This window comes from Arthrobacter sp. ok909, from assembly GCF_900104405.1.
In the GTDB taxonomy this organism is placed as follows: Bacteria; Actinomycetota; Actinomycetes; order Actinomycetales; family Micrococcaceae; genus Arthrobacter; species Arthrobacter humicola.
Window position 1 is genome coordinate 98,156 of the sequence record NZ_FNJS01000013.1, and the last position, 23,724, is coordinate 121,879.

Sequence of the window (23,724 nt, forward strand, 5' to 3'; positions counted from 1 at the left end):
GCCATGCAGATAACTGCCGCTGTTGCGCGCGAGCACAACACACCGTTCACAATCGAACAGCTTGAACTGGATGCCCTGAGGCCCAATGAAGTCAGGGTCCGCATGGTTGCAACCGGGATCTGCCACACAGACGTGCTCGTCCGCGACGGGGTTTATCCGACACCCCTGCCTGCCGTCCTCGGTCACGAGGGGGCCGGTGTTGTCGAAGCGGTCGGCGACTCGGTCGTCTCTGTGGCGCCTGGCGACCATGTTGTCCTCGCTGCCGCGTACTGCGGTCACTGCAAGCGTTGCCGGAACGGCCAGATGGCGTATTGCGAAAACCTTATGGCGGCGGACTTCGGCGGGCGACGTCTGGACGGCCAAACCTCGCTAAGCAAGGACGGAGAGGCCATCTCATCCCACTTCTTCGGCCAGTCATCCTTCGCGACCTACGCAAATGTCGTCGAGGAGTCGGTTGTCCGTGTCGACAAGGACGTCCCGCTCGAGCACCTTGGCCCCCTGGGCTGCGGCATCAACACAGGGGCGGGAACCGTCCTCAATGAACTTAAGCCGGAAATCGGGTCCTCGCTGGTTGTCTTCGGCACCGGCGCCGTCGGCTGCGCCGCAGTCATGGCTGCGCGCATCGCGGACTGTGCCACTATCGTCGCCGTTGACATCCACGACTCACGGTTGGAACTCGCCCAAGAGCTCGGCGCTACACACGTGATCAATTCAAAGACCGAAGACGTCGCGGGGCGGCTTCGTGAAATCACGGCTGATGCAGGCGTTGACTACGTCGTGGACACCACGGGTCTGCCCTCGCTCCTTCGCCAGGCGGCCGATGCCTTGGGCGTGCGCGGCACACTCGCCCTCGTTGGTGCGGCCAAACCTGGCACGGAGGTCAGCTTCGAGATCGGCGCGTCCCTTGTGAAGGGCTGGACGTTCAAGACCGTGGTCCAGGGCAGCTCGGTGCCGCAGGTCTTCATCCCCCGGCTGATCCAGCTCTGGAAGGACGGCAGGTTCCCCTTCGAAAAACTCGTCAGTGACTATGCCCTTGGCGACATCAACCAGGGCTTTGAAGACTCCAAGAGCGGGAAGACGATCAAACCGGTCATCGTTTTCTGACAGGTGCAAGGCCGGTGGTCTCCAGGGCCCCATGGATTTCCCTTCTTGGGATCACCTGACCGCCGGCCTGCCGGGTGCTTGCTACTGTCCCCAGCGGTAACGCATGTCTTCGAACAAAGCCGCGAAGTCAGCCGACGTCGACCCGCTGTCGGCCGGCCCGGATCACCCGGCCGCCGCGCAGGCGCCGGCGGCAGGCATAGACGTCGGCTGCAGCATTGGGCGGTGGCCCTGCAGGGCAGGCGGCGGCAGGCCCGCGGCGGCGGCGGTTGAAGCACCGCCCGTCGCGGGCCTGAAGGGTTGCGGACCGGAGACACCGCGGGTCAAATGGGGTCAGCCCAGCCGCCCCGTAACCCACTCGGCCAGGGCCGCGGCAGTGCCGCCATCAAGGCTGTGTCCGCCGGCGGAGCGGACGGCCGTGGTCTCGGCGCCGGACTCCGCGCCGAGATAGCGCCACGTGGCATCCAGCAGTTCCGCAGGAATGACCGTGTCGGCGTCCCCCTGGGCGACGAACATCGGGACGCCCTGCAGCCGGTCCGAAGAGGTGGGAACTCCTGCATCGAATGGCAGCGTCCCATAAAGAATTGCCGCACCCGCAAAGCGTTCAGGGTCGTCCAGGATGAGTCCTCCGGCGAAGGCGGCACCACCACTGAATCCGATGAGTATCACTGGCCGCCCGACCGGGGCGACGCCTTCCAGCCACTCCCTGAACCAGGCCATGTTCTGAGCAAGGGAATCCGGCAACGGGCGGCCGATACCGCGGTTAGCGAACCAGGCGAACCCCCGGCCTTCGGCGATGGGGGCCCGGACGGCCGCGTAGCTTGCAGCGGCGGGGAGGTAGTCTGCCAGTCCGATGATCTCCGTTTCGCGGGAGCCTCGGCCGTGGAGCAGGACTACGAGCGGTTGCGTGGGATCATCGGTGGAGTGCCACTGGACAAGGGGAGCCGGGAGGTGGTTCACGCGTCGGCGCCCGTCAGTTCGTCCGTCGTCGTGAACTCGGCGATGTTGGTCAGGGCGTAAGTCAGCGCGGCGCCGTGCCAGTCGGCATTGATGCTCGATGTCGCATCCGTAACGATGATGGGCCGGTAGCCGTGATCGGCCGCGTCCCGGAGCGTGTGTTCCACGGCCATGTTGGTCCAGACCCCTGCCACCACCACCGTGGTAACGCCCAGGTTCCGCAGCAGCAGATCGAGGCCGGTGCCGTTGAAGCCGCTCATTCGATTCCTCAGGAGAACCGGTTCTCCCTCGACAGCCTCCAGCCCTTCCAGTGCGTCGGCGCCCCATGAGCCGAGCTTGAGCGACTCGGGTCCAATCATCCGGAAGATGGGGGCGTTGCTGCCGCCGAAGTCACCCCCGGGGTAGAAAACAATGCGATTGTGAATGATAGGCATCGACTGGCGGCGCGCCCAGTCGAGCAACTGCTTCACGTGCGGCACCAGTTCCTGCTCAACAGCATGGCCGGCGGAGCCTGACGAGGCGAATGCGCCGTCCGAATGCACGTTGTCGTTCTGAAGGTCCACCAGCACTAGGGCGGTCTTGGTGAGGTCGAGTGGGGCGGTCTGCATGGAGTCTCCTGATTGGGGTCTTCGAATAATTGCTTTAACTTTCAACTAAGTCATGGATGTTTCTATTCCCCTCATGGCGGGGGAGTGCTCAGTGCGGAGTGAGGACGAGGTTGGAGAAGAAAGCTTCGGTGCCGATATCCACGAAGAGACCGATATTGCCGGCGGCCTGCTTACCCTTGGTCTCGGCGATTGTCAGGGTTTCAGTTCCGTTGACCGTCACCTTTACTTGAGTGTTGACGTCGATCTTTGGTGGATCCATTCGTCGGGGCCGATGTCGGCGCCGGCCTCGTAACGACCGTCGGGATACTTCTCGCGAAGCCGCTCATATTTCCACTCGGGGTAGGCGAAGTATTGAACGGCGCGCTGGTCGCGCGGGGATGGCGGACTGGCCTTCGAGCCGTTCAGCGGGCGGACGTACACGGCTTCAAAACGCTCAAGATCGCCGGCGATGCGGTAGGCGATGCCGGCAAAGGCCCGGGCGTCGGAGGGGCCTTTGCCGTTGAGGCGGCTGAGAATATCCACCTCGATGGTGCCGTTGTTAAAAGCCGCGGGAAGCGCCACGAATGTTGGCATGTCGACGTAGTCGATGTGGGGCACCCCCTGAAGCGTGACCGCATCGGTTAGTTCAACACGCAGTGCCGTTCTTCCTGACGCCTCTGCGGGTGTTGCGGTGACGGAGTGCAGCGTCGACCCTTCCGGGAGGACGGCAAGATCATATGTCGTGGATGTTGCCGGCGTCATCCTCGCACCGCCGTTTCCGGCATCCGGGCCAGGACCGGCAGAGTGGCCAGCGCGACGGCGGCCACAAGGGCACCGGGCATCAGGCTCCATTCTGTTGCGTGGGTCAGGAACTCCGCGGCGTAGGGCGCGATACCACCAAAAACGGCTGTGGCTGCCGTCGCGCCCAGGGCGAGTCCGGTGAGCCTGCCAGCGGGGGCGAACTGTTCTGCGGCGGCGGAGGCGCCGACGGCGGTGATGCCGCCGGCGATGCAGGCAAGGACGACGGCGCCGGACAGTGCCGCGGTGACTGAACCGGCCGTCATGAGGGCGAACATGAAGACCGGCAAAGCGATGGCAGCGGCGCACAGCACGAGCAGCGTGGTCCGTCGCCCAATCCTGTCCGAGAGCGCGCCCGCGAACGGCGTTACCGCGATCACGGTGACTGAAGCGACGGTGGACAGCCACAAGGAGCTGCCTTCCGGGAAGCCGGAGACCGAGGTGAGGAAGGTTGGGACGTAGATGATGCCGACGTAGTAGGCAATGGACGCCAGGGCGGAAATGGCGAAGGTTCTGTAGAGTCCGGCGCGCTGGGTGCGGAGGGTGAACCGCAGGGGCCGGTGCGTCCTGCCGGTCGGCTGTCCGGCAAAGACGGGGGTTTCGCGCAGCGTGCTCCTGGCCGCAAGCGTTGCCAGTGCCAGGAAGGTGCCGAAGGCGAAGGGGATGCGCCATCCCCAGTTGTCCAGGGCCGCGTGGTCCAGCATCGTGGTGGTGATGGCGGAGACCGCAACGGCGAGCAGTGCTCCGATTTCGCTGGCCATCGAGGCCAGCGAGGCGATCAGGCCGCGGCGTCCGGGCCGGGCACCTTCGTAGAGGTAGGTGCTGATGGCGGAGTATTCCCCGCCGACGGAGAAGGCCATCAGGCATCGCAGGGCGAGGAAGGCAGCCCAGGCCGTGGCGCCCGCTTGTGCGTGCGTGGGGAGCAGGGTGGTGGCGAACATGGCCGCAGCCATGACGGCCATGCTCGCCAGCAGTACGGGCCGTCGGCCGAAGCGGTCCCCGAAGCGTCCGAAGACCAGCGCGCCTACAGGCCGCAAGAGGTAGGACACGGCGAACACCGCGAGCGTGGCCAGCAGGGATTCCGCGCCGCCGCCGAAAATGACCCGGGACAGGATGGTGGCCATGAAGAGGTACAGGGTGAAGTCGTACCATTCCACGATGGTGGAAAGGGCTGCGACGGCGATCGAGGTCCGCGGCAGGGAATCGCCGGGGGCGGTGCCGCCTGCCTGGCGTTCTGCCTGGCGCGGTGGGCGGGGGAGGGCAGCGAAGAGGGGCATGGGTTCAACTCCTGGTTTGGAGGCAAGGCAGAGGCCGGCCCATGAGGTTGAGCCGTGCCGGGTCGGGTTCTACAGGTGGTGACGCTTAGGTGGTGACGACGAGTTTGCCGCTGGCGCGGCTTTCCTCCATGTCGGTGTGGGCCCGGACGATGTCATCCAATGTGTAGACCTTGCCGATGGGGACCACTGCGGTGCCGTCGCTGACTGCCTGCAGGAATTCCTGAAGCACGCTGCCGGGAAGGTCGGCGGCTCCGCCAGTGTAGGAGGTGAGCCGGACGCCCCGCGGAATGTAGTCGATGGGGTAGAAATCGGGGACGGTCCACTGGTTTGAGAGCATGCCGGTAAAGCAGACGACGCCGTGGATCCGGGTGGTCCGCAACGTGTCGCGCAGCGTCGGGGTGCCGACGAGCTCTAGGGCGGCGTCCACGCCGTCGGGAATGATGCGGCGCACGGCGGCGGCGAGATCGCCGTCGTCGATCACGACATGGTCGACGCCGATCGCGAGAAGCGCTTCTTGCTTGGCCTCGGTGCGGGTTGAGGCCAGGACGGTGAGCCCGCGGCGTTTGGCAAGGATTGCGGCGGCCATGCCGACGGAGGAGGTGCCGCCGCGAATGAGCAGGCTTTGGCCGGGCCGGATGTCGAGGCCGATGGTGAGGGAGCCGTGGGCGGTCTGAAGCATCTCCGGGATGGCGCCGATAACGGACCAGGGCAGGTCTGAGTCGAACGGTATGACCTGCCGGGCCGGCACGCAGGTGTACTCGGCGTAGCCGCCGTCGAAGGTGCGGCCCATGCCGCCCATCAGGGTGGCGACTTTTTGTCCGGCGCGGAATTCGCTGCCGGGGGAGTCCGCCACTTCTCCGACCGCTTCGATTCCGGGCACGCGCGGAAACGTGACGCCCTCGGCCAGGCCCAGGCGTGTATGCAGTTCCGAGCGGTTGAGCCCGAAGGCCCGGACCCGGATGAGCACCTGGCCGGCCCGAGGCACGGGGATGGGCCTGTCGCGAATGACCAGTGCCTCGGCCGGCCCCGGCCCGTCCAGCACAACGGCCCGCATGGTGCCGCCGCTCACTGCACGGCCTTCCGGGAGTTCAGCGCCGTGGGTTTTAGCGCCGCGGACTCCGGCGAAGGCCGGGGTGTGCTGCGGACCCGTGACAGGAGGTCCAGCAGCGTGCCTGCCTCCTGCCTGGTCAGGGCCGGGGCGAACCAGCGGGCAAGTTCGTCCTCGACCACGTGGCGGCCCTGCTCAACCACCGAGGTCCCCTCCGCCGAGAGTTCCAGAAGGGAGGAGCGCCGGTCGCCCGGGTTCATCTTCCGCGAGCAGTAGCCCGCCGCCTCAACCCGGTCAATGAGCTTGCTGGCGCCGCCCACCGTAATGGACAGCGCCGCAGCAATATCGAACACCCGGCACGCGCCAAGGGATGCAAGCACCACCATCGCTTCATACCTGCCGAGGGGGAGGCCGCATTCCTGGCGCAGGCGGGCGTCAACCGCGTCCCACAGTTCCGTTTCAAGCCGGGTCAGCGTGCTGAAGAGCGGATAGAAGTCAGTCTGGTCAGTTCTGGTGTCCATGGACCAAGATTAGCAGTTAGATTCCATGGAAGATACTTCCTTGGATTCCACTCTTGGTGGGGTGATCAGCTCGAGGGGTCGACCAGCAGTTTCATCTTCTGGCCGGCCCGGAGCTTCTCGAACCCTTCCTGGACCACCCCGCTGAGGGGGATGTCCTCAACCCATCCCGTGGTCTTGTAGTGGCCTTTGGCCATGAGGTCGATCACCGCCGAATAGTCGGCTCCGGTGTAGCAGATGGTCCCCTGGATGCGCCGCTCCCGCAGCACGAGGTTGATGAGCGGCGTCGGGAGGGGCTTTTCATAGATCGCCACGCTGACCAGCGGACGGCGTTCGCCGAGGCATTCGAGGGCTGATTGGACGGCAGGTGCAACCCCGGCGGCGTCGAAGGCCGCGTCTACACCGTCGCCGTTGGTCCGGTCGGCGATGAGTGCGGTCACGTCCTGGCTCGTCGGATCCAGCGTCCGTGCGCCGAGTGCCTCGATTGACTTGCGGCGTGTTTCGGACGGTTCGACCACGTCGATTTCGGACAGGCCCATGCCGCGGAGGGCGAACCACAGGCCGATTCCGATCGGCCCCGCGCCGTAGATCAGGGCGCGGCTCTGGTCATTGACTTCGCCCATGGTCGCGGCGTGATAGGCGACGGACATCGGCTCCACCAGCGCACCCAGTTCGAGCGAGACGTTGTCGGGGAGTTTGTGCACCTGGTTGCTCGGCACGACTGTGTATTCTGCCATTCCGCCGTCCGCCATCAGGCCGTGGAATCCGATCACGTTGCACAGGTTGTAGTGCCCGGTCTTACAGGGGCGGCACTCCCCGCAGCGGTAAATGGGCTCCACCGTGACTCTGTCGCCCTCGCGGACATCGGTGACGTTCTTGCCGACTTCCGTCACCACGCCGGAGAATTCATGGCCCAGGGTCAGGGGCAGGCATCGGCCCGTGAGGGGGTGCGGATCGGTCGGCGGAATGAAGATCGGGCCATCGTAGTACTCGTGAAGGTCGGTACCGCAGATCCCGTTGCGGCTGACCTTAATCTTCACTTGACCTTCGCCGGGAGAAGGTTCCTGAACGTCCTGTATCTCAAGTTTGTTCTTGCCGTAGTAGACCGCTGCGCGCATGGCGCCTCCCAAATGTTGTGTCTAGCCTCAGATGATGCGGATAAGTTTCTTGTTCGCGAACTCGTTGAGCCCGAATTTGCCGAGCTCACGCCCGAACCCGGAGCTCTTGACTCCGCCGAAGGGCAGGTCGGGGGCGCTCTTGATCGTGGTGTTGACCCCCACCATGCCGACTTCCAGGCGGTCAGCAACGTACGCGGCCTCCCTGTCGTCGTCCGTAAACACCGCGCTGCCCAGCCCGTATGGAGAGTCATTGGCCAGGTCGATTGCCTCATCCACAGACTCGACGCGGTGGAGGATTGCTACGGGCCCGAAAAGCTCTTCGCGATACGCGCGCATCTCCGGTGTCACGCCGGAGAGGACTGTCGCCGGGTAATAGGCGCCTCGGCCCTCCGGAACAACCCCGCCAAGATGGACTGTCGCTCCCTTGGATACCGCGTCGTCAACTTGTTCGGCGAGTTCCGCCCGGGCCTGCGCGGAGGCCATAGGACCGAGGCGGGTGTCTTCGCTCATGGGGTCTCCGGTTTGCCATTCCGAGGCCTTGGCCGTGAATGCTTCAAGGAATTTGTCCCAGTTAGAAGCATCGATGATGAGCCTTTTTGAAGACGTACAGGCTTGGCCTGCATTCCCGAACCGGCCCGCCGCTGCCGCGCCGGCGGCCTTGTCGATGTCGGCCGCCGGAAGCACGAGGAACGGGTCGGAGCCACCGAGCTCCAGCACGCACTTCTTCAGATATTGTCCGGCAAGTGCACCGATGATACTGCCGGCACGCTCTGACCCGGTGAGAGATACGCCTTGCAGTTTGGGGCTCGCGATGATGTCCGCGACCTGTGCAGAGGTTGCGAACAGGTTCTGGTAGACACCTTCCGGTGCCCCGGCCGCGTCAATGATCTCGGCAATTCGCAGAGCTTGCTGCGGACAGTTGCTTGCATGCTTGAGCAGGACGGTGTTGCCCAGCAGCAGGTTGGGTGCGACGAAGCGGGCCATCTGGTAGTAGGGGAAGTTCCACGGCATGATGCCGAGGAGCGGGCCGATGGGAGCTGTGCGTACCAACGCCCGTCCGGCGCCGGCGATCACGAGTTCTTCGTCAGCGAGCAGCTTTTCGCCTGATGTGGCGTAATACTCGTAGATAGCGGCGGAGAGCTCAACTTCAGCCTTGGCCTGGGCGATAGGTTTGCCCATTTCAAGGGTCATCAGCTTGGCAAGGTCTACGGAGTGCTGCCTGTGGAGGTCGGCTATGCGCTGCAGGAGGGCGCAGCGCTCGGCAAGATCCTTCGTGTGCCACGACTGGTAAGCAGTGTGAGAGCGGATCAAGGACGTGGTCACCTCGGAGGAGGACATGCTGTCAAACTCCTCCACCACCTCGCCACTAGTGGGGTCGACCGTTGCATATTTCTTCATTGAAATTCTCTTATCATGATGTAGGCAGCCCGGGACGGGGTAGGGGTCTACTGTCCGTCCCGGGCAGCGGGTCGTGTGGTGCTGATCAGGCCGGCGTCAGCGATTCGGCCGCGGTCATAAAGTTCGGGTACTTGTCCGCGGCTTCCTCAGCGAGGATGGAACGGTATTGCTTTATGCCACCGAGGTAGAACATGACCGTCCGCTTCTTGCCGGGGATGTTAGCCCCGAAGATCCACGAGGCGGCTTGGGGGAAGAGTGTCTGGTGGGCGATATCTGAGCACGCTTCCGTCCAGTCGGCCTCAGTCTCGGCCTTGGCTTCGAGCCAGCCGGTACCGGAGGTCGAAACGTGGCTGATCGTTTCGCTGATCCACTCGACCTGGGCTTCGATCGAGGGCGGAAGGTTCGTGAAGGGGCCGTTGGGGCCGAGGATCATGAACATATTGGGGAAGCCGTTGGTTGCCATGCCGAGATAGCTGGTGGGGCCGTCGGCCCAGTGCTCCTTAAGCGTTTCGCCACCGCGGCCGCGAATATTGACTCGGACATAGTTGCCATCCACAGCGTCGAAGCCGGTGGCGCAGATGAGGACGTCAAGTTCGTGCAGGGTGCCGTCGGCCGTGACGATGCCCTGTTCCGTCACCTTCTCGATCGGGTTCTCTTTGACATTCACCAGGGAAACGTTTGAACGGTTGAATGTTTCGTAGTAACCGGAATCGCAAAGCGGCCTGCGGGCGTAGAGGTCCGTCGGGGTAAGCTTTCGCCGGGTTTCCGGATCTTTCACGATTTCGGCGATCTTCCGGCGGATGAACTTCGCCGCTTCTTCGTTGGCGGCCGGGTCAGTGGCGATATCCGAGAAGGTCTCGAACATGAAGCGAAACCCTCCGCCTTCCTCCCAGGTCCGCTGGTAAATGCGCTCGCGCTCTTCCGGGGAGACGCTAAAGGTCGGGACGGCGCTCTCTACAAAGCCCATGGCGACGGACGAGTTCCGAACCTGGTCCCAGTTGGCCTCGAAGTTCTCCTGGTGCGCCTGCTGTTCCCGCGACGTAAGTTCGCGGTTGCCGGCCGGCACGCTGTACTGCGGGGTGCGCTGGAACGAGGTCAAGTGAGCCGCGACGGGTGCGCTGGCCGTAATCACCTGGTTGCCGGTGGAGCCGTTGCCGATTACCCCTACCCGCTTGCCAGCCAGATCCAGGTCTTCGGGCCAGGCTCCCGTGTGCACCAGTCGGCCCTGGAACGTTTCCATCCCCGGGAATTTGGGCAGATTCGTCGCAGAGAGCAGGCCGAGGCCGGTAACGAGGAACCGGGACTTGAACGTGACACCCCGGTCGGTACGCACTGTCCAAATGCCGTCGGACTCGTCGAATTCAGCGTCAGTCATGCCGGTTTCGAGTTGAATGTGTTCGCGGAGGCTGTAACGGTCAACAACACCATTCAAGTACGCCAGAATCTGGCGCTGGGGCACATACTTGGTGTTCCACGGAGTCTGCTTATACAGCTCGCGATCGAACGAATACTGGTAGACGAAGCTCTCAGAATCCGAGAGGGCGCCGGGATACTTGTTCCAGTACCAGGTCCCGCCTACGCCTCCTGCGCGGTCAATCGCGACCGCGTTGAGACCCAGTTCGTTGCGCAGCTTGTGCAGCATGTAGATTCCACCGAAGCCTGCTCCGACGACGAGTGCGTCGAGCTGGTAGATCTTCTCGGGGACGGCGTTGTCCATGATGTCTTTTCCTCCGACTATTAGGGCTCTGTGAGATAATTCACTTTGTAGTTACCAGTCTGTGGTGGCACAACAAGGACCCTGTGTCCCAATTTGGGACACACCCGTACGGCCGGAAAAGTCGCCATTGATACCACATCAGCAATAATTCCGGTTGCAGAAGAGTGCCGACGTCCGGCATCCGGGCAGGTAGCCGACGTTGCGAAGGAGCGATTATGTCCGACCCGGTGCGGGAAGCGCGGGAGCACTTGATTCGCGTTGGCCTCACTGGTCACTTTGGACCAAACAATGCGGTGCCCGACCTGATTGTGCGAAGCTGGCGCCGATCTATCAGCAGCGCAGTCGAAAGTTCCGTCCCGTCCCAGCGCTATCACGACGTGGATACGGACTCCCTGCTGTGCCGGGCTGCTCTGCCCGTACTCGACCGCTGGCAGCATCAGTTGGCCGACACCGGGACTACTCTCTTCCTCAGCGACCGGGGCGGCAGCATCGTTGCCCGGCGAACGAGTGACAACAGTGAGCGACGCCGTCTGGACAGCATGCACGCGGCAGAGGGGTTCGATTATTCGGAAGACTCTATCGGGACCAACGGCTTAGGGACGTCGATGGTTGAAAAACGTCCGGTTTTCGTCAAGGGGAGTCAACACTACAATGACGCCTTGGCCGCTCTGGCGTGCGCGGCTGTGCCGGTATATACGCCGGCCGGTCTTGTCGTTGGTTCTGTCTCACTCGGAGGGCCGCTCGAAGCTGCCAGTCCAATTATGCTGTCGCTTACGCGAGAGATCAGCCAACAGATCGAGGAGAGATTCCGGGTATCCTCCCGGCCTCAGGATCTCGCGCTGGCGATGTCTTTCATGCGCTTCAGCAGCTCGCAGCGTCCTACAGTTGTGATGGATCAGGAGTCCATCCTGGCTAACACGCCGGGTTTGCCTTACGTCAGCGTTGCATCGCACGTCATGCTCTGGGAACTGCTCAATTCCCACAACTGGTCCTCCAGCAGCACGCTGCATCGTGAACTGGACGGTACCCCCTACGAGGTCACGGCACGGAGGGTGGTCGACGGTCCGCGCGAGCACTACGTGGTGCACTTCTCCGATCTGAGTGAAGCATCGGATCGCCAACCCGGACCCTCCGTGTCCGCTCCGGTCCAGGGAGTGGGCGCATATGCGCTGGCCCCAAGTGCGGCCGCGCCGGCAGTTGTTCTTGTGGATGGACCGCGCGGATCCGGACGGGCCACTGTCGCCGGGAGACTGCGCACGAAGCAGGGAAGCACAGCACGTTTTGAAGTGTTTGTTGCATCCGCGGAGGCGGCCATTCCATGGACGACCATCGAGGACCTCTTGGCAGATGGCGTCGATGTGCTGATCCGGCGCTTGGAGGAGATGGCCGCGACGGAAGTCATCCACATTGCCAGACTTGTCGATTCGCACCGGACGGCGCGGACCGCCGGGCAGCGCGTCAGCAGCCTTCTGCTGACATCCTCGCGCGATCAGGCCGCGCCGGCCGTTCAGGCGTGGATCGACACCACAGGACCAGTAGAGCACACGGAAGCTCTAGCTCTGACCCCGGAAAGGATTCCCGGTCTGGTCAAGGCCATCCTCAACGTTGTTGATCCTGAATCCCGGCACACCATCTCGCCGGCTGCTCTGCAGTCGATGGTCCAGTGGAACTGGCCCGGTAATATCGCCGAACTTGCTGACACTGTGGCCGGGCTGATCGGGGAGTCGAAAGGCTCAGTCATCGAACGCCGGCACTTACCGAAACATTTGCAGCAGGCACCCCCACGACGTCACATGAGCATGATCGAGACTGCGGAGCGCGGGGCCATCATCAAGGCGCTCGATGCTGCTGGAGGCAACAAATCCGAGGCTGCCGCCCTCCTGGGCATCGGCAGGTCAACCCTGTATCGGCGACTGCGCCAGCTTGGCCTTGATACGGGCGAGGGTTCGATCTGATTCTGCAGACGGCTGGATCGGCAAGTCTTAGGCCAGGCTGGTCTCATCTAGGCTGCCGACTTCTTCCAGCACGGCCTTAAGAGCCGGACTTGCGTCGTCGCGGCGCCATGCTGCCCTCAGATCCACGTCGGCGGTTGCGTCCTCCAGCGGGACGAACACGATGTGCGGGTCCGTCGCGCTTCGGGCGACAGAGGCCAGCGTCAGATGGCATCCGACTTCTGCACTGACCAGGGCCAGTGCAGTTTGGGTGTCGGGCGCCACCTGAACGATGTCGGCGACGAATCCGTTGTCGTGCGCCAACCGCCTGAGCCGGTCGGGCAGGACTGCACCTTCGAAAGGCTGAAGTGAGATAAAGCCGTCGCCGGCAAGCCGCGCGATGGAAAGCCGACGAGCGCCGGCCAGTACGTGTGTGTCGGGCAGGGCCACGACAAGCGAGTCCTTCATGATCACACGCGAGGAAACCACCGGGGGGATGACATCCCAGCGCCCCAGGGCGAGGTCGGTGTCGCCCTCAACAAGCTTTTTCATGGCTGGCTGGGCGAAGTTCTGGCTGGACAGCTCGAGCTGAATCCCGGGCCGATTGGACCTGATCAACCTTGCGAGCCGGGCAACAATCGGGTGGGTGGAGACTCCGGCAAAGGCGATCCGGACGAGTCCGGACTCGCCGTTGTCGGCGGACCGTACGGCCTCTTCGGCGCGGCGGAGGGCCTCCAGCACTTCGGCGGCCGGTGCCAAGAGCGCCTGCCCGCTGGAGGTGAGCTTCACGGAACGGGTGCTTCGATCCAGCAGGCGCGTCCCGAGCTCGGACTCGAGCTGCTTAATAGTGCGGCTGAGCGGTGGCTGGGCGATGTGCAGCCGTTCGGCGGCCCGCCCGAAATGGAGTTCCTCTGCCACGGCCAGGAAGGCCCTGAGTTGGCCCACGTCCATGATTCCGCCCCTCGTCCGCCATTATTGATTCAACAGTATCACTGGCTCGCCTTTGTGATGCCTGACGGCAACAATGGTCGAACCTTCGGGGGCGAACTATCGATGCCCGGGAAGGGACCGTCGGGCTGTCCCGTGTTCATTTCCAGTCGTAGAAGCCCTTGCCGCTCTTGCGTCCGAGCTCGCCGGCCGTGACTTTGGCGCGCAGGACCTGGGGCGGTGCGAAGCGTTCGCCCAGGGTTGAGTGCAGGTACTCGGCGATGCCAAGGCGCACGTCCAGGCCTACGATGTCCGTGGTTTTGAGCGGCCCTACCGGATGCTTGTAGCCCAGGACCATGGCGTTGTCGATGTCTTCGGCGGTGGCGACCCCCTCCTCGACCATCCGCATGGCCTCCAGCGCGATGGCAACGCCGAGGCGGGAGGACGCGAAGCCGGGTGCATCCTGGACCACGACGGCGGTCTTGCCCAACCCGGACACCCACCGCCGGGCAGCCGCGACGGTGCCCTCCGAGGTCTTCTCGCCAACGACGACTTCAATGAGAGTGGACACGGGGACAGGGTTAAAGAAATGCAGACCCAAAAAAGACTCCGGCCGCGGCAACGATTCGGCCAGCCTGCTGACCGACAAGGACGACGTGTTGCTCGCCAGGTAGGCATGCGGGGCAAGCTGAGCAGCCACGGCGCTGAGCGCGTTCGCCTTGAGCTTTTCATCCTCGGGAACGGCCTCGACGACGAGGTCACAGGAGGCAAAGCCTGCATAGTCGACGCTCGTCGCAAACCTGTGTAGAACTTCGGCGCGGTCGCCCTCGAGCACGCCTCGGTCGAATGACGCCGCCACGGAGGCCGCGACGCGGTCCCGAGCACCCCGGGCAGCGTCCTCGTCGCGCTCGACGACTAGGACCCTCGCACCATTGATCAGGAAGGCGTGGGCGATTCCCGCCCCCATGCGGCCGCCGCCGAGAACGCCGACTGTGGCCGGAAGGAGGCCGGAAGGGGTTCTCAGGGATGTTTCGTTGGTATTTGTCATGGCTACTTCTTCCTTTCCAGGAACTGCTGCATGCGGTCATATTTGGCCTGGGATTCAAAGAGCATGCCCTGAGCCAGCGTGTCGATGAGGGGGTGGACCTCCCGCGGGGAGTGGTAAACGGCCTTCGTCAGACGCACCGCGAGGGGGTCCTGACTCGCGATCCGGTCTGCCAGGGAGTGGGCTGCCGCCAGGAGTTTCCCGGGTTCAGCCAGTTCTGAAATCAGCCCGGCCTGAAGGCACTCCTCGCCTGTCAGGATGCGGCCGGCGAGGAGGATCTCTTTGGACAGCGGTTCTCCGACGAGTTCGCGGAGCCGCCACGTGGCACCCGCCGCGGCCATGATTCCCAGGCCGGTCTCCGGGTTGCCCAGGCGCAATGCGGCCGTGCCGATCCGGAAGTCAGCGGCGTAGGCCAGCTCCGCGCCCCCGCCCAGGGCGTGTCCGTCGAGGGCCGCGATGACCGGCATGGGCAGCTTCGCAACGCGTTCAAAGAGCGAGGAGTTGATGCCTGCCAGAGCGTCATCCCGACGGCGTTCGCGTAGTTGGGCGATGTCGGCGCCGGAAGCGAAGACGGCCTTCGTTCCCGTCTCCTGGTTCTCCGGTGTTCCCGACAGGATAAAAATCTTGGGCGCCGCTTCCAGGTGCGCGCAGACGATGTGAAGCTCGCGGACCATGTTCGCATCGATCGCGTTGCGCACCTCCGGGCGGTGCAGGCGGACGTGGATGCGGTCATCATCCTCGGAAACCAGGAGTGCAGTGAAGGCGGTGGCGTCGAGATCCGCGGATTTCTGGTCGGGCGAAGTGCCCAACCCGTCGTGGGTTTGCTGAGTGCTCATTACACTCCCTCCAGAAGGAGGGCGGTGCCCTGGCCGACGCCGACGCACATCGTTGCCAGGCCGAGCTTGCGGACGTTGCCGGCCAGTTCACGTTCCATGCGCCCGAGCAGGGTGACGACGAGCCGGGACCCCGAGGAGCCGAGCGGGTGTCCCAGGGCGATCGCGCCGCCGTCGGCGTTGACGGTGTCGTGGTCCAGCTTGAGTTCGCGCATGACCGCCAGCGACTGCGAGGCGAAGGCCTCGTTGAGTTCCACGGCACCCAGATCACGCACCGTCAGGCCGGCGCGTTCAAGCACCTTGCGCGTCGCAGGGATGGGGCCGATTCCCATGATCTCCGGAGCCACACCGGCAGAACCCCCTTCGAGGATTCGGGCCCGCGGCGTCAGCCCGTACCTCTTCACCGCCGCCTCGGAAGCAATGACGATTGCGGAGGCGCCGTCGTTGAGGGAGGACGCGTTGCCCGCGGTGACTACGGAGCCGCCCTTGACGACGGGTCGGAGCCCGGAGAGGACCTCCATGGTGGTCCCGGACCGAGGACCTTCGTCGGTGTCGACGACGGTTTGGACACCCTTGCGCCCGGTGATGGTGACCGGAACTGTTTCCGCGGTAAAGCGGCCTGCCGCGATGGCCGACAGCGCGCGTTCGTGCGAGCGGACGGCGAAGGCGTCGCAGTCGTCCCGGGACGTGCCGAAGACGCGGGCCACTTCCTCAGCCGTTTCCGGCATCGAGAATGATGTCTTGCCGTCGCGGGAGTGCTGTCCTGTGAGGAAGGCGGGATTGACGAAACGCCATCCGATGGATGTGTCCACGATGTCTCCAGGCTTGGCGAAGGCCTTGTCGGGTTTCTCCATGACCCACGGGGCGCGGCTCATGGATTCGACGCCCCCGGCGACCACGATGTCTCCAGCGCCGGCCTTGATCATATGGCTGGCCATGATGATGGCGGACAGGCCTGAGGCGCACAGGCGGTTGACGGTGATGCCGGGCACGCTGTCCGGGTAGCCCGCCAACAGCCAGGCCATGCGGGCGACGTTGCGGTTTTCCTCTCCGGCACCGTTGGCGTTGCCGAGCATCACTTCGTCCACCACGCCAGGGTCAATGCCGGCGCGTTCGACGGCGGCCCGCACGGTCAGTGCCGCGAGGTCGTCCGGCCGGACGGAGGAGAGCGCGCCGCCGTAGCGGCCCACGGGTGTCCGGGCGCCGCCGATCAGAAAGGCTTCAGCCATGTTTGGGTTTCCTTTATTCGTTTCGCTGTCCGGGTTGGTCAGTGTCAGGATCAGCCGGTTCAGTTGAAGGCGGAGATGCCGGTGATGTCGCGGCCGACAATCAGGGCCTGCATGGAGTCGGTGCCCTCATAGGTGGAGACAACTTCCATGTCGGTCATGTGGCGGATGACGTGGTTTTCCAGGAGCAGTCCGTTGCCGCCCAGCAGGTCCCTGGCCTCGTTGCAGATCCACTTGCCTTTCTGGGAGGTGGCCATCTTGACCATTGAGGCCTGGGCGTTGGTGAGCTGGCCCCGGTCCGCGAGTTCGGCCATGCGCGTGCACAGCAACTGCATCGTGGTGAGTTCGCTCAGCATGTTCGCCAGCCGGGACTGGACCAGCTGGTAGGACGCGATGGGTTTGCCGAACTGGTGGCGCGTCTGGGCATAGTCGGCGGCGATTTCGAAGGCCGCCATGGCGTGCCCGACGGCCTCCCAGGCGGCACCGCCGCGGGTTGCCTGGAGGACGCGGGAAACGTCGCGGAAGGAGTGGCACCCTTCCAGCCGGCTGCTGGCCGGTAGGTGCATCTCCTCGATGACGATGTCGGCCTGGAGAATGGCGCGTTTGCCCACTTTGCCGGTGATCACGGTGGGGGAGTAGCCGGCGGGGTACCGGCCGTCGTCGTCCTTTTCAATCACGAAGGCGTTGACGTTTCCGTCGTCGGTGTTGCGGGCGAACAGGACGATGACATCGGCCACATGCCCGTTGCCGATCCAGCGCTTGTGGCCGTTGAGGACCCAGTGGTCCCCGTCGCGCCGGGCCCGGGTTTCCAGGGCGACGGAGTCCGAGCCGTGCTCGGGCTCGGTCAGTGCGAAGGCGCCGGTCTTTTCAATTCTGGCCAGGGCGGGGAGCCAGCGTTCCCGCTGCTCGGCGCTGCCGAGAATGTTGAGGGCGCCCATGCACAGGTTGGAGTGGATGCCGAGGAAGGTGTTGAGGCTGCCGTCTGCGCGGGCCATTTCGCGGGCCACCATGCCGGCGGCTTTGCGGCTCATTCCGGGGCATCCGTAGCCCTGGATGGTGGTGCCGATAATGCCCAGTTCGGCCAGCGGCGGCAGCAGTTCCGCCGGGAATTCGGCCTTTTCCCAGTAGTCGTTGATGACTGGCAGGACACGCTGTTCGGCGAACTCGCGGACCTTGTTCCGGATTCCGATCTCCTCGGGGGTGAGGTCGTCATCCAGGCGGAAGTAATCTGACGTCGCGCTCTGGCGGTCGGTGGTGGTGGTCATTGAACTTTCCCTTGTTGAGCCTGCTTGAATTTCGGTGATACCGGCGACGGCGGGTTGGGGTTCCGGGGTGCCGATCGAAGCCATTCGAGAATTGGCTCGCGGTGCGCGTCGTGATCCGGTGGGATGAGGTCGTAGCTGACAGGAGTTTCCGAGAACGTGATGGGGTTGCGGATCCCAGGCAGGGTCTCAGTGCCAACACCGACGTCGACGACGGGATTCAGCCCTATTCGCTCGGCGAATTCAAGGCCTTGTCCGACGTCGTTGATCGGGGCACAGGGGATTCGCGCCTCCGTGAGGACCTCGAACCATTCGGACGAGCTGCGGCTGCCGAGCGCTTCCTGTAGCAGCGGCCGCAGCTCTTCACGGTTCAGGCTGCGCTGGTGAGCTGTTGAAAACCGGGCATCGTCGCTAAGGACCGCCACATCCAGAGCCAGGCACAGCCGACGGAATTGGGGATCGTTGCCGATGGCGATGACGATGTCGCCGTCCCCTGTGGACAGAGGCTCATAAGGGTAGATGCTGGGGTGCTCGTTGCCGAGCCTCGTGGGAACGCTGCCACTGAGCAGGTAGCCCGCTGTCTGGTTGACCATCCCGGAGAGAGCGGAGGACATCAGGTTGACTTCGATGCGCTGGCCCCGCCCGCTGCGTTGACGCTCCTGGAGCGCCGCGAGAATCCCGATGGCTGCGTGCAGGCCGGTGATCACGTCAAAAACGGCTACGCCGGAGCGGAACGCCGGTGTATCCGGCGCTCCGGTAAGGCTCATCAGGCCGGACGACGCCTGAACCAGCAGGTCATATCCGGGCAGCGACGCCCCGCCGGCCGTTCCAAATCCGGTGATGGAGGCATAGATGACCTTGGGATTCCCCGCTGCGACCGAATCGTAGTCGAGGCCAAACCGGTCCAGCCCGTACGGTTTGAAATTCTCCACCACGACGTCCGCCCGCCTGGCGATGTCCTGGGCGATGTCCCGGTCCTCCGCATCCTGGAGATCCAGGCTGATCGATCCCTTGTTCCGGTTGATCGACAGGTAGTACGTCGACTGGCCGTCGCGGACCGGAGGCTTCCAGGTGCGCGTTTCGTCGCCGTCGGGGCTCTCGATCTTCACCACGGTTGCGCCCATGTCCGCCAGCAGCATGGTGCAGTAGGGGCCGGCCAGCACGCGTCCGAAGTCCGCGATGAGCAACCCGGACAGAGGTCCGGTACCAGTACGGCCGAACATGTCTGACGTGGAGGGCCGCTCCTCGCTGGTGAGGGACTGCTCCGGCGCGGACTCGGATCCGGCATCCTGCGGCCAGGCAGTCCTGGGGCTTGTTTCGGTCGTCACGGCTCTCCTCGGAATCGTCGTCGATGCATTCAACGATGCCACCGGAATTACCTCCAGTCCAATACTTATTAGGATGAGTATTGTTGCTCCAGAGGTAATAATCGAACCGAGTCTCCCTTCTGTTGAGATCAGGAGAAAACACGCCAAGCACCCCGGAAGTTGTCCGGGGTGCTTGGATCGGCTGATATCTACGGCCGCATGGTTTAGTTCCTCAGACGAGGACCATCCCGCCGTCGATCATGACAACTTGGCCTGTCATGTAGTCGGAGTCGTCTGAGGCGAGGTAGAGGGCTGTGCCGGTCACGTCCTCAGGCGTCCCGGCGCGACCGGCGAGAATGCCGCCCGAGAACTCGGCGAAGGCCTGCCCCGGCGCCGACGTGTCCCCGAGTTCCATTAGGTCCAGGTCGAGTTTGCGCCACAAGGGCGTGTCGACGACGCCGGGAGCGAAAGCGTTGCACGTGATGCCGTGCTCAGCGAGTGCCCTTGCCGCCGCCTGCACCAGCGCGTTGACAGCGAACTTGCTCGCACAGTAGGGCGCGAAGTTCGGGTAACCCTGGCGACCTGCGATCGAAGACGTGAGAACCAGCTTGCCGCCCGTGCCCTGGGAGATCATCTGCTTCGCGGCCTCTTGCTGACAGATCAACGACCCGAGGCCGTTCACGTCCAGCGTCGAACGCCAGTTTTCCTCCGTCACGTCTAGGAAGTGCATTGGACGGATAATGCCGGCGATTGAAAACATTACGTCCAGGCCGCCGTATGCTTCCACTCCTGCGGCGACGGCAGCTGCGACGTCCTCTCTGTTCACGACATTCCCTGAAGCCGCGATGACTGTCCCACCCGCCGATGTGAGTTCATCTCTTGTTTCTGCGGCTGCCTCGGCGTTGAGGTCGAAAATTGTTAACCTTGCTCCTTCTGCGGCCAAGCGCCGGGCAATAGCCCGCCCCATACCGCTTCCAGCGCCCGTAATAAGGATCCGCTTGCCGTCAACACGTCCTGCCATGAACTAACCTCCTTGTTTTTCGAGGTCCGAGGGGGCGCCTAACACATGAGGGGCGCCGACGCCGGACCGCGCACCGTTCGTTTCTGTCATTCACCGGACAGGCGTCTTTGCGCTGCATCCGGGATTGCGTTGCGGTGTTCCTAAGGTAGGCGGCGTGACTTATCAAAGGGAAATACCTATTTTGGGTCCCATTGATACCCCGCACGCATAAATACGGGACCGTGGCGAACTCCGCCCCCGTCTGTCGCGATCGAGCAGACCAGCGAGGCCGCGGTTTAGGTAGAGGCGGAGCTCTCGGGGCCACATGATCAGCGCCCGCTTCGGCTGGTCTCAGTCGGCCAGCGTGAAAACGGATCAGCCCTTCTTGCCGTCGCCGAGTGGAACAGACCTTCGCTACTGCCCGGGCCCTGCCGCGCCGGGCCTAGGGTGCCCAGGACACTCCGTCCGCCGCGTCCCTACCCCTGGGTCTGGTCCGCCCACGCACGGCCTCTTGCCCTCCGAAATCAAGGACGTCGTGTCCTGTGCGGAGCCCACCGGATGCCCGTTCCGGTGCGTTTGCCTCCGGATATTCTCGTTCAGGGCTGTGCTGGACCACACGTTGTCAGCTGCTTCTCGTGCCTACCGACCCGTATCACAGGCCGCCGGCTGGGCGTTTCCGCGGGACCAGCTGGCTGCGCCCATGCCGTCGCTGGCTTGGCGTGTCTGTGCCGCTGGTGCCGGTGGGATGATCTGATGGATCATCCGGAGGTGCCGATGGCAACTGGGCGGAACGCATTCAAGCCGCGGGCCTACTTGCTTCAGACTTCCGACGACTAATGGTTGTCTAGGATTGCGGATGTGGCGCCACCTCCACGAATTCCAAGCCCATGCTGACTCGGCAACGCGAGCCCGCGTCGCCGTGCGCCGGGGATCCGGTAATGCGCGGGGCCGGCACTATATAGTTGAAGCTGCAAGTAATCCGTGTATCGTTGAACCCAGTGAGCTGCCCGCTGCCGTGCCGGTGGCCGGTGACGGCCCTTCGTTCCATACCGTCCTCCAATCTCCGCGGTCCACCAGCCGCACCCCCGGATCCCGGATTCCCCTGACCCAAGGAGCTGACCCTTCGAATGAACACCACACTGCGCGACGTGCGCTCGCAAAGCTGGACCGTTGAGGCGGCTCCCTATGCGGCCGCACTCTTCCTGCATGGCTTCGGCTCCAACGAGAACGACTTGGGCTCGCTAGGCCCCGCGCTTGGGTTAGACCTGCCTTGGGCATCCCTGCGGGCGCCGATTGAGCTTGGCAACGGCGGCGCGGCATGGTTCTCGATCACCACCCCGGGAAACCCGGCGGCCAGGGCTGTGGAGAATGCAACCGACGCCATCTGGGACTGGGTCGAGGCAAACGTGGACCCCGGCACCCGCATTGTGCCCATCGGGTTCTCGCAGGGAGGGCTCATGGCTAGCCAGCTGCTGCGGGCGCGGCCCGAACGGGTGCTGGCGCCCGTAGTGCTGGGCGGATTCGTGCTGGGCGGATTCGTGCTGGGCGCACCACAGCCGGGCGACGAGACACTGCGCGGCAGCCGACCAGCCCTGTTCTGGGGCCGAGGCTCAGACGACCGGGTCATCGCCCCCGCGGCGATTATCCGTAGCAGCGAGTACCTCCCACAGCACACCTCGCTGATCGAGCGGGTGTATCCAGGGCTGGCACACGGCATCAACACACCCATGCTCGAAGACGTCCGCGACTTCCTCGCCGTTGAGGTCGGTTCTCAAGCGGTGGCACGCGCATGAGCGTCACCGTTCCCTTCGAGATCGGGATATTCACCTTCGGCGAGCTCACCCGCAATGCTGAGGGGAAGCCCATGGATGCAGGTGCGCGCACCCGCGACATCCTTGAATGGGCGAGGGTTGCCGACGAGGCGGGGTTGGACGTCTTCGGCGTCGGCGAGCACCACCGGGAGGACTTCGCGGTGTCCTCCCCCCCGGTCCTGCTGGCCGCAGCAGCCGCGCAGACCAAGAGAATCCGCCTGACCAGCACCGTCACGGTCCTCTCGAGCGCCGATCCTGTCCGCGTCTTCGAGGACTTCGCAACGCTGGATCTCATCAGTGCCGGGCGCGCCGAAATCACCGCCGGACGCGGCGCCTACCTGGAGTCCTTCCCGCTCTTCGGCCAGCGGCTGGAGCGCTACGACGAGTACTTCGAGGACCGGCTCGAGCTCCTGCTGCGGATCCGCGACGAAAACCCCGTCACCTGGAACGGAACCACCCGCCCCCCGCTGACGGACGCGGGAATTTGGCCGCGCCCGGCCCAGGCCGCCCTGCCGATCTGGGCTGCGGTCGGCGGTACGCCGGCCTCGGCGGCGCGTGCCGGAAGGCTGGGATTGCCGTTATACCTGGCGATCCTCGGGCGCCCGGAGGGGTTCGGACCCCTGGCCGAACTATATCGACGCTCGGCGGCACAGGCGGGCCAGATGCCGGGGCGGATCGGCGTGACGTCGCATTTCTACGTCGAGGAGACCTCGCAGGGAGCGAAGGACACGTTCTTCCCACACTATTCGTCATACATCCACCAGAACATGCCACGCACCGGGCGGCTCGATCGCGCAGGTTTCGAGGCTTGGGCGGCCCCGCGCGGTGCGCTCTTCGCTGGCAGCCCGGCCGAAATCGTCGACAAGATCCTTTGGGAGCACGAGATCTTAGGCCACACCCGCTTCCTCGCCCAGGTTGGCCTGGGCGGCTTGTCCCAGGCGGCGACCCTGCGCTCCATCGAGATGCTGGCGACCGAGGTGCTGCCCGCTGTCCGGGCGGCGCTGAAGCAATAGGGACACCTCCGCGATATCCGAACAACGACAAAGTGGTGCTGCACCCGCTCCGCTCCGTGCTGCCTCTGCGGGAGGACGGGTTCCCGCGGGCGAAAGATCCGGACCCGCCAGGGGACCTGGAACAGGCCCGCGTAGGAAGCGAGGTGGCCTGCGGTGGGGAATTTCCCTTACCGACGACGTCGGTGACGACGCGTTCGGTTGCCCTGACGCCCTGCATGACGGCGAGGTCCCTATTGTGCGGGATTCAGATTGACATTCTTAAGCGCGTCACGGACGGCTCCTGCCTCCGTTCCGCTACCCAGCGGCACGTCGGTTTGACTCGGCTGAAGGCCGATGAGGCAATTGTCCGCCCCAGTACTTCGTGTCCTAGGGTCGGTCGATGAGACCGTCTCTTTTTTGTGTCTGACGGGACTGGTTCCCATGCGCCCCTCTTAGAGGCTTAGAATCTCCCTCATGGGGGACGAGTGCTTCCTCGTGATTGCTTATTTTGGGGGGTGCGAGTTGGGGTTCCGTTACCGCAAGTCGAAGAGTTTCGGGCCTGTACGAATCACGGCGTCGAAGCGCGGGGTGAGTGCGAGCATCGGGGCAGGCCCGTTCCGGGTAACGAAGTCCACGACAGGCCGCACGACGAGCACGGTGAGGATCCCTGGAACGGGCGCCTCGTATGTGACCACCCGCTCTGGCCGCCGGCCGACACAGAGACCTGCTACCCGGGGGTCCCAACCGGCTCGCCCGCAGGCTGCGCGTCAGACCATCAGCGACGAGACATGGCGGGGACTCCTCTCAACCGATGGGACGGCCGCGGCGTCGAAGTTCCAGCGTAACTTCGTTCGTGCGGCCGTAGCACGCG

General features: G+C 64.3%; 21 protein-coding genes and 1 pseudogene. 5 read left to right on the top strand and 17 right to left on the bottom strand.

The window, feature by feature from the left end; all coding sequences use genetic code 11:
* Positions 1–3 precede the first annotated feature (3 nt).
* On the top strand, positions 4–1,104 hold the full coding sequence (locus BLR03_RS12455; RefSeq protein WP_091252977.1) for an NAD(P)-dependent alcohol dehydrogenase: 1,101 nt from the start codon (positions 4–6) through the stop codon (positions 1,102–1,104).
* A gap of 330 nt (positions 1,105–1,434) precedes the next feature.
* On the opposite strand, the gene BLR03_RS12460 is transcribed toward BLR03_RS12455, so the two are convergent.
* From BLR03_RS12460 to BLR03_RS12500, 10 genes are all read right to left on the bottom strand, one after another.
* Positions 1,435–2,061 (bottom strand): alpha/beta hydrolase, encoded by a 627-nt coding sequence (locus tag BLR03_RS12460; RefSeq protein WP_091252979.1) that lies wholly within the window; start codon positions 2,059–2,061, stop codon positions 1,435–1,437.
* Complete coding sequence (locus BLR03_RS12465) at positions 2,058–2,666, bottom strand: cysteine hydrolase family protein (protein ID WP_091252980.1); 609 nt, start codon at positions 2,664–2,666, stop codon at positions 2,058–2,060. The genes BLR03_RS12460 and BLR03_RS12465 overlap by 4 nt, the downstream gene beginning before the upstream one ends.
* An 88-nt stretch (positions 2,667–2,754) precedes the next feature.
* The gene (locus tag BLR03_RS25215) at positions 2,755–2,886 is read right to left on the bottom strand and encodes a hypothetical protein (RefSeq protein ID WP_302846588.1); all 132 of its coding nucleotides are present in this window, start codon (positions 2,884–2,886) and stop codon (positions 2,755–2,757) included.
* Between the two features lie 2 nt (positions 2,887–2,888).
* Positions 2,889–3,263 carry a hypothetical protein gene (locus BLR03_RS24730; protein WP_217639780.1) on the bottom strand — a complete coding sequence of 125 codons (375 nt, stop codon included), beginning with the start codon at positions 3,261–3,263 and terminating at the stop codon, positions 2,889–2,891.
* Between the two features lie 140 nt (positions 3,264–3,403).
* On the bottom strand, positions 3,404–4,720 hold the full coding sequence (locus tag BLR03_RS12475; protein ID WP_091252982.1) for an MFS transporter: 1,317 nt from the start codon (positions 4,718–4,720) through the stop codon (positions 3,404–3,406).
* A gap of 85 nt (positions 4,721–4,805) precedes the next feature.
* Positions 4,806–5,789, bottom strand: coding sequence for a zinc-binding alcohol dehydrogenase family protein (locus BLR03_RS12480; protein WP_254788449.1), 984 nt, complete (start codon positions 5,787–5,789; stop codon positions 4,806–4,808).
* Positions 5,786–6,289: a MarR family winged helix-turn-helix transcriptional regulator gene (locus tag BLR03_RS12485; protein ID WP_091252983.1), complete on the bottom strand. Its 504-nt coding sequence runs from the start codon at positions 6,287–6,289 to the stop codon at positions 5,786–5,788. Before BLR03_RS12485 ends, BLR03_RS12480 begins: the two co-directional genes overlap by 4 nt.
* A gap of 65 nt (positions 6,290–6,354) precedes the next feature.
* Positions 6,355–7,404: a 2,3-butanediol dehydrogenase gene (locus BLR03_RS12490; RefSeq protein ID WP_091252985.1), complete on the bottom strand. Its 1,050-nt coding sequence runs from the start codon at positions 7,402–7,404 to the stop codon at positions 6,355–6,357.
* A 27-nt stretch (positions 7,405–7,431) separates the two neighbouring features.
* Entirely contained in the window at positions 7,432–8,802 is a 1,371-nt protein-coding gene (locus BLR03_RS12495) for an NAD-dependent succinate-semialdehyde dehydrogenase (RefSeq protein WP_091252987.1), read from the bottom strand.
* 85 nt (positions 8,803–8,887) lie between these two features.
* The gene (locus BLR03_RS12500; protein ID WP_091252989.1) at positions 8,888–10,519 is read right to left on the bottom strand and encodes a flavin-containing monooxygenase; all 1,632 of its coding nucleotides are present in this window, start codon (positions 10,517–10,519) and stop codon (positions 8,888–8,890) included.
* A 215-nt stretch (positions 10,520–10,734) separates the two neighbouring features.
* Between BLR03_RS12500 and BLR03_RS12505 the strand changes: the two genes are divergently transcribed.
* Positions 10,735–12,474: a helix-turn-helix domain-containing protein gene (locus BLR03_RS12505; RefSeq protein ID WP_091252991.1), complete on the top strand. Its 1,740-nt coding sequence runs from the start codon at positions 10,735–10,737 to the stop codon at positions 12,472–12,474.
* Between the two features lie 27 nt (positions 12,475–12,501).
* On the opposite strand, the gene BLR03_RS12510 is transcribed toward BLR03_RS12505, so the two are convergent.
* From BLR03_RS12510 to BLR03_RS12540, 7 genes are all read right to left on the bottom strand, one after another.
* On the bottom strand, positions 12,502–13,401 hold the full coding sequence (locus BLR03_RS12510; RefSeq protein ID WP_091252993.1) for a LysR substrate-binding domain-containing protein: 900 nt from the start codon (positions 13,399–13,401) through the stop codon (positions 12,502–12,504).
* Positions 13,402–13,537: 136 nt separating this feature from the next.
* The gene (locus BLR03_RS12515) at positions 13,538–14,425 is read right to left on the bottom strand and encodes a 3-hydroxyacyl-CoA dehydrogenase family protein (protein WP_091252995.1); all 888 of its coding nucleotides are present in this window, start codon (positions 14,423–14,425) and stop codon (positions 13,538–13,540) included.
* 2 nt (positions 14,426–14,427) lie between these two features.
* The gene (locus BLR03_RS12520; RefSeq protein ID WP_091252997.1) at positions 14,428–15,258 is read right to left on the bottom strand and encodes an enoyl-CoA hydratase/isomerase family protein; all 831 of its coding nucleotides are present in this window, start codon (positions 15,256–15,258) and stop codon (positions 14,428–14,430) included.
* A complete protein-coding gene (locus BLR03_RS12525; RefSeq protein WP_091252999.1) occupies positions 15,258–16,484 on the bottom strand; it encodes an acetyl-CoA C-acyltransferase in 1,227 nt (408 codons plus the stop codon). Before BLR03_RS12525 ends, BLR03_RS12520 begins: the two co-directional genes overlap by 1 nt.
* A gap of 59 nt (positions 16,485–16,543) precedes the next feature.
* Positions 16,544–17,746: an acyl-CoA dehydrogenase family protein gene (locus BLR03_RS12530; protein WP_091253000.1), complete on the bottom strand. Its 1,203-nt coding sequence runs from the start codon at positions 17,744–17,746 to the stop codon at positions 16,544–16,546.
* Positions 17,743–19,071, bottom strand: a complete 1,329-nt coding sequence (locus BLR03_RS12535) for a CaiB/BaiF CoA transferase family protein (RefSeq protein WP_254788450.1) — start codon at positions 19,069–19,071, stop codon at positions 17,743–17,745. The genes BLR03_RS12530 and BLR03_RS12535 overlap by 4 nt, the downstream gene beginning before the upstream one ends.
* 211 nt (positions 19,072–19,282) lie before the next feature.
* Positions 19,283–20,071, bottom strand: coding sequence for an SDR family NAD(P)-dependent oxidoreductase (locus tag BLR03_RS12540; protein WP_091253002.1), 789 nt, complete (start codon positions 20,069–20,071; stop codon positions 19,283–19,285).
* A gap of 1,106 nt (positions 20,072–21,177) precedes the next feature.
* Here BLR03_RS12540 and BLR03_RS12545 point away from each other — a divergent pair.
* The 3 genes and pseudogenes from BLR03_RS12545 to BLR03_RS25300 all read left to right on the top strand — a co-directional run.
* Positions 21,178–21,843 carry an alpha/beta hydrolase gene (locus BLR03_RS12545; protein WP_091253003.1) on the top strand — a complete coding sequence of 222 codons (666 nt, stop codon included), beginning with the start codon at positions 21,178–21,180 and terminating at the stop codon, positions 21,841–21,843.
* The gene (locus BLR03_RS12550; RefSeq protein WP_091253005.1) at positions 21,840–22,874 is read left to right on the top strand and encodes an LLM class flavin-dependent oxidoreductase; all 1,035 of its coding nucleotides are present in this window, start codon (positions 21,840–21,842) and stop codon (positions 22,872–22,874) included. Before BLR03_RS12545 ends, BLR03_RS12550 begins: the two co-directional genes overlap by 4 nt.
* 453 nt (positions 22,875–23,327) lie before the next feature.
* Positions 23,328–23,528, top strand: a pseudogene (locus tag BLR03_RS25300) (DUF4236 domain-containing protein); the annotation flags it as partial.
* Between the last annotated feature and the right edge of the window lie 196 nt (positions 23,529–23,724).

Excerpts from the sequence above, each read along its gene's own strand:
- BLR03_RS12455 (WP_091252977.1), top strand. The coding sequence starts at position 4 with ATGCAGATAACTGCCGCTGTTGCGCGCGAGCACAACACACCGTTCACA.
- BLR03_RS12465 (WP_091252980.1), bottom strand. The coding sequence starts at position 2,666 with ATGCAGACCGCCCCACTCGACCTCACCAAGACCGCCCTAGTGCTGGTG.
- BLR03_RS12475 (WP_091252982.1), bottom strand. The coding sequence starts at position 4,720 with ATGCCCCTCTTCGCTGCCCTCCCCCGCCCACCGCGCCAGGCAGAACGC.
- BLR03_RS12485 (WP_091252983.1), bottom strand. The coding sequence starts at position 6,289 with ATGGACACCAGAACTGACCAGACTGACTTCTATCCGCTCTTCAGCACG.
- BLR03_RS12490 (WP_091252985.1), bottom strand. The coding sequence starts at position 7,404 with ATGCGCGCAGCGGTCTACTACGGCAAGAACAAACTTGAGATACAGGAC.
- BLR03_RS12495 (WP_091252987.1), bottom strand. The coding sequence starts at position 8,802 with ATGAAGAAATATGCAACGGTCGACCCCACTAGTGGCGAGGTGGTGGAG.
- BLR03_RS12500 (WP_091252989.1), bottom strand. The coding sequence starts at position 10,519 with ATGGACAACGCCGTCCCCGAGAAGATCTACCAGCTCGACGCACTCGTC.
- BLR03_RS12505 (WP_091252991.1), top strand. The coding sequence starts at position 10,735 with ATGTCCGACCCGGTGCGGGAAGCGCGGGAGCACTTGATTCGCGTTGGC.
- BLR03_RS12510 (WP_091252993.1), bottom strand. The coding sequence starts at position 13,401 with ATGGACGTGGGCCAACTCAGGGCCTTCCTGGCCGTGGCAGAGGAACTC.
- BLR03_RS12515 (WP_091252995.1), bottom strand. The coding sequence starts at position 14,425 with ATGACAAATACCAACGAAACATCCCTGAGAACCCCTTCCGGCCTCCTT.
- BLR03_RS12520 (WP_091252997.1), bottom strand. The coding sequence starts at position 15,258 with ATGAGCACTCAGCAAACCCACGACGGGTTGGGCACTTCGCCCGACCAG.
- BLR03_RS12525 (WP_091252999.1), bottom strand. The coding sequence starts at position 16,484 with ATGGCTGAAGCCTTTCTGATCGGCGGCGCCCGGACACCCGTGGGCCGC.
- BLR03_RS12530 (WP_091253000.1), bottom strand. The coding sequence starts at position 17,746 with ATGACCACCACCACCGACCGCCAGAGCGCGACGTCAGATTACTTCCGC.
- BLR03_RS12540 (WP_091253002.1), bottom strand. The coding sequence starts at position 20,071 with ATGGCAGGACGTGTTGACGGCAAGCGGATCCTTATTACGGGCGCTGGA.
- BLR03_RS12545 (WP_091253003.1), top strand. The coding sequence starts at position 21,178 with ATGAACACCACACTGCGCGACGTGCGCTCGCAAAGCTGGACCGTTGAG.
- BLR03_RS12550 (WP_091253005.1), top strand. The coding sequence starts at position 21,840 with ATGAGCGTCACCGTTCCCTTCGAGATCGGGATATTCACCTTCGGCGAG.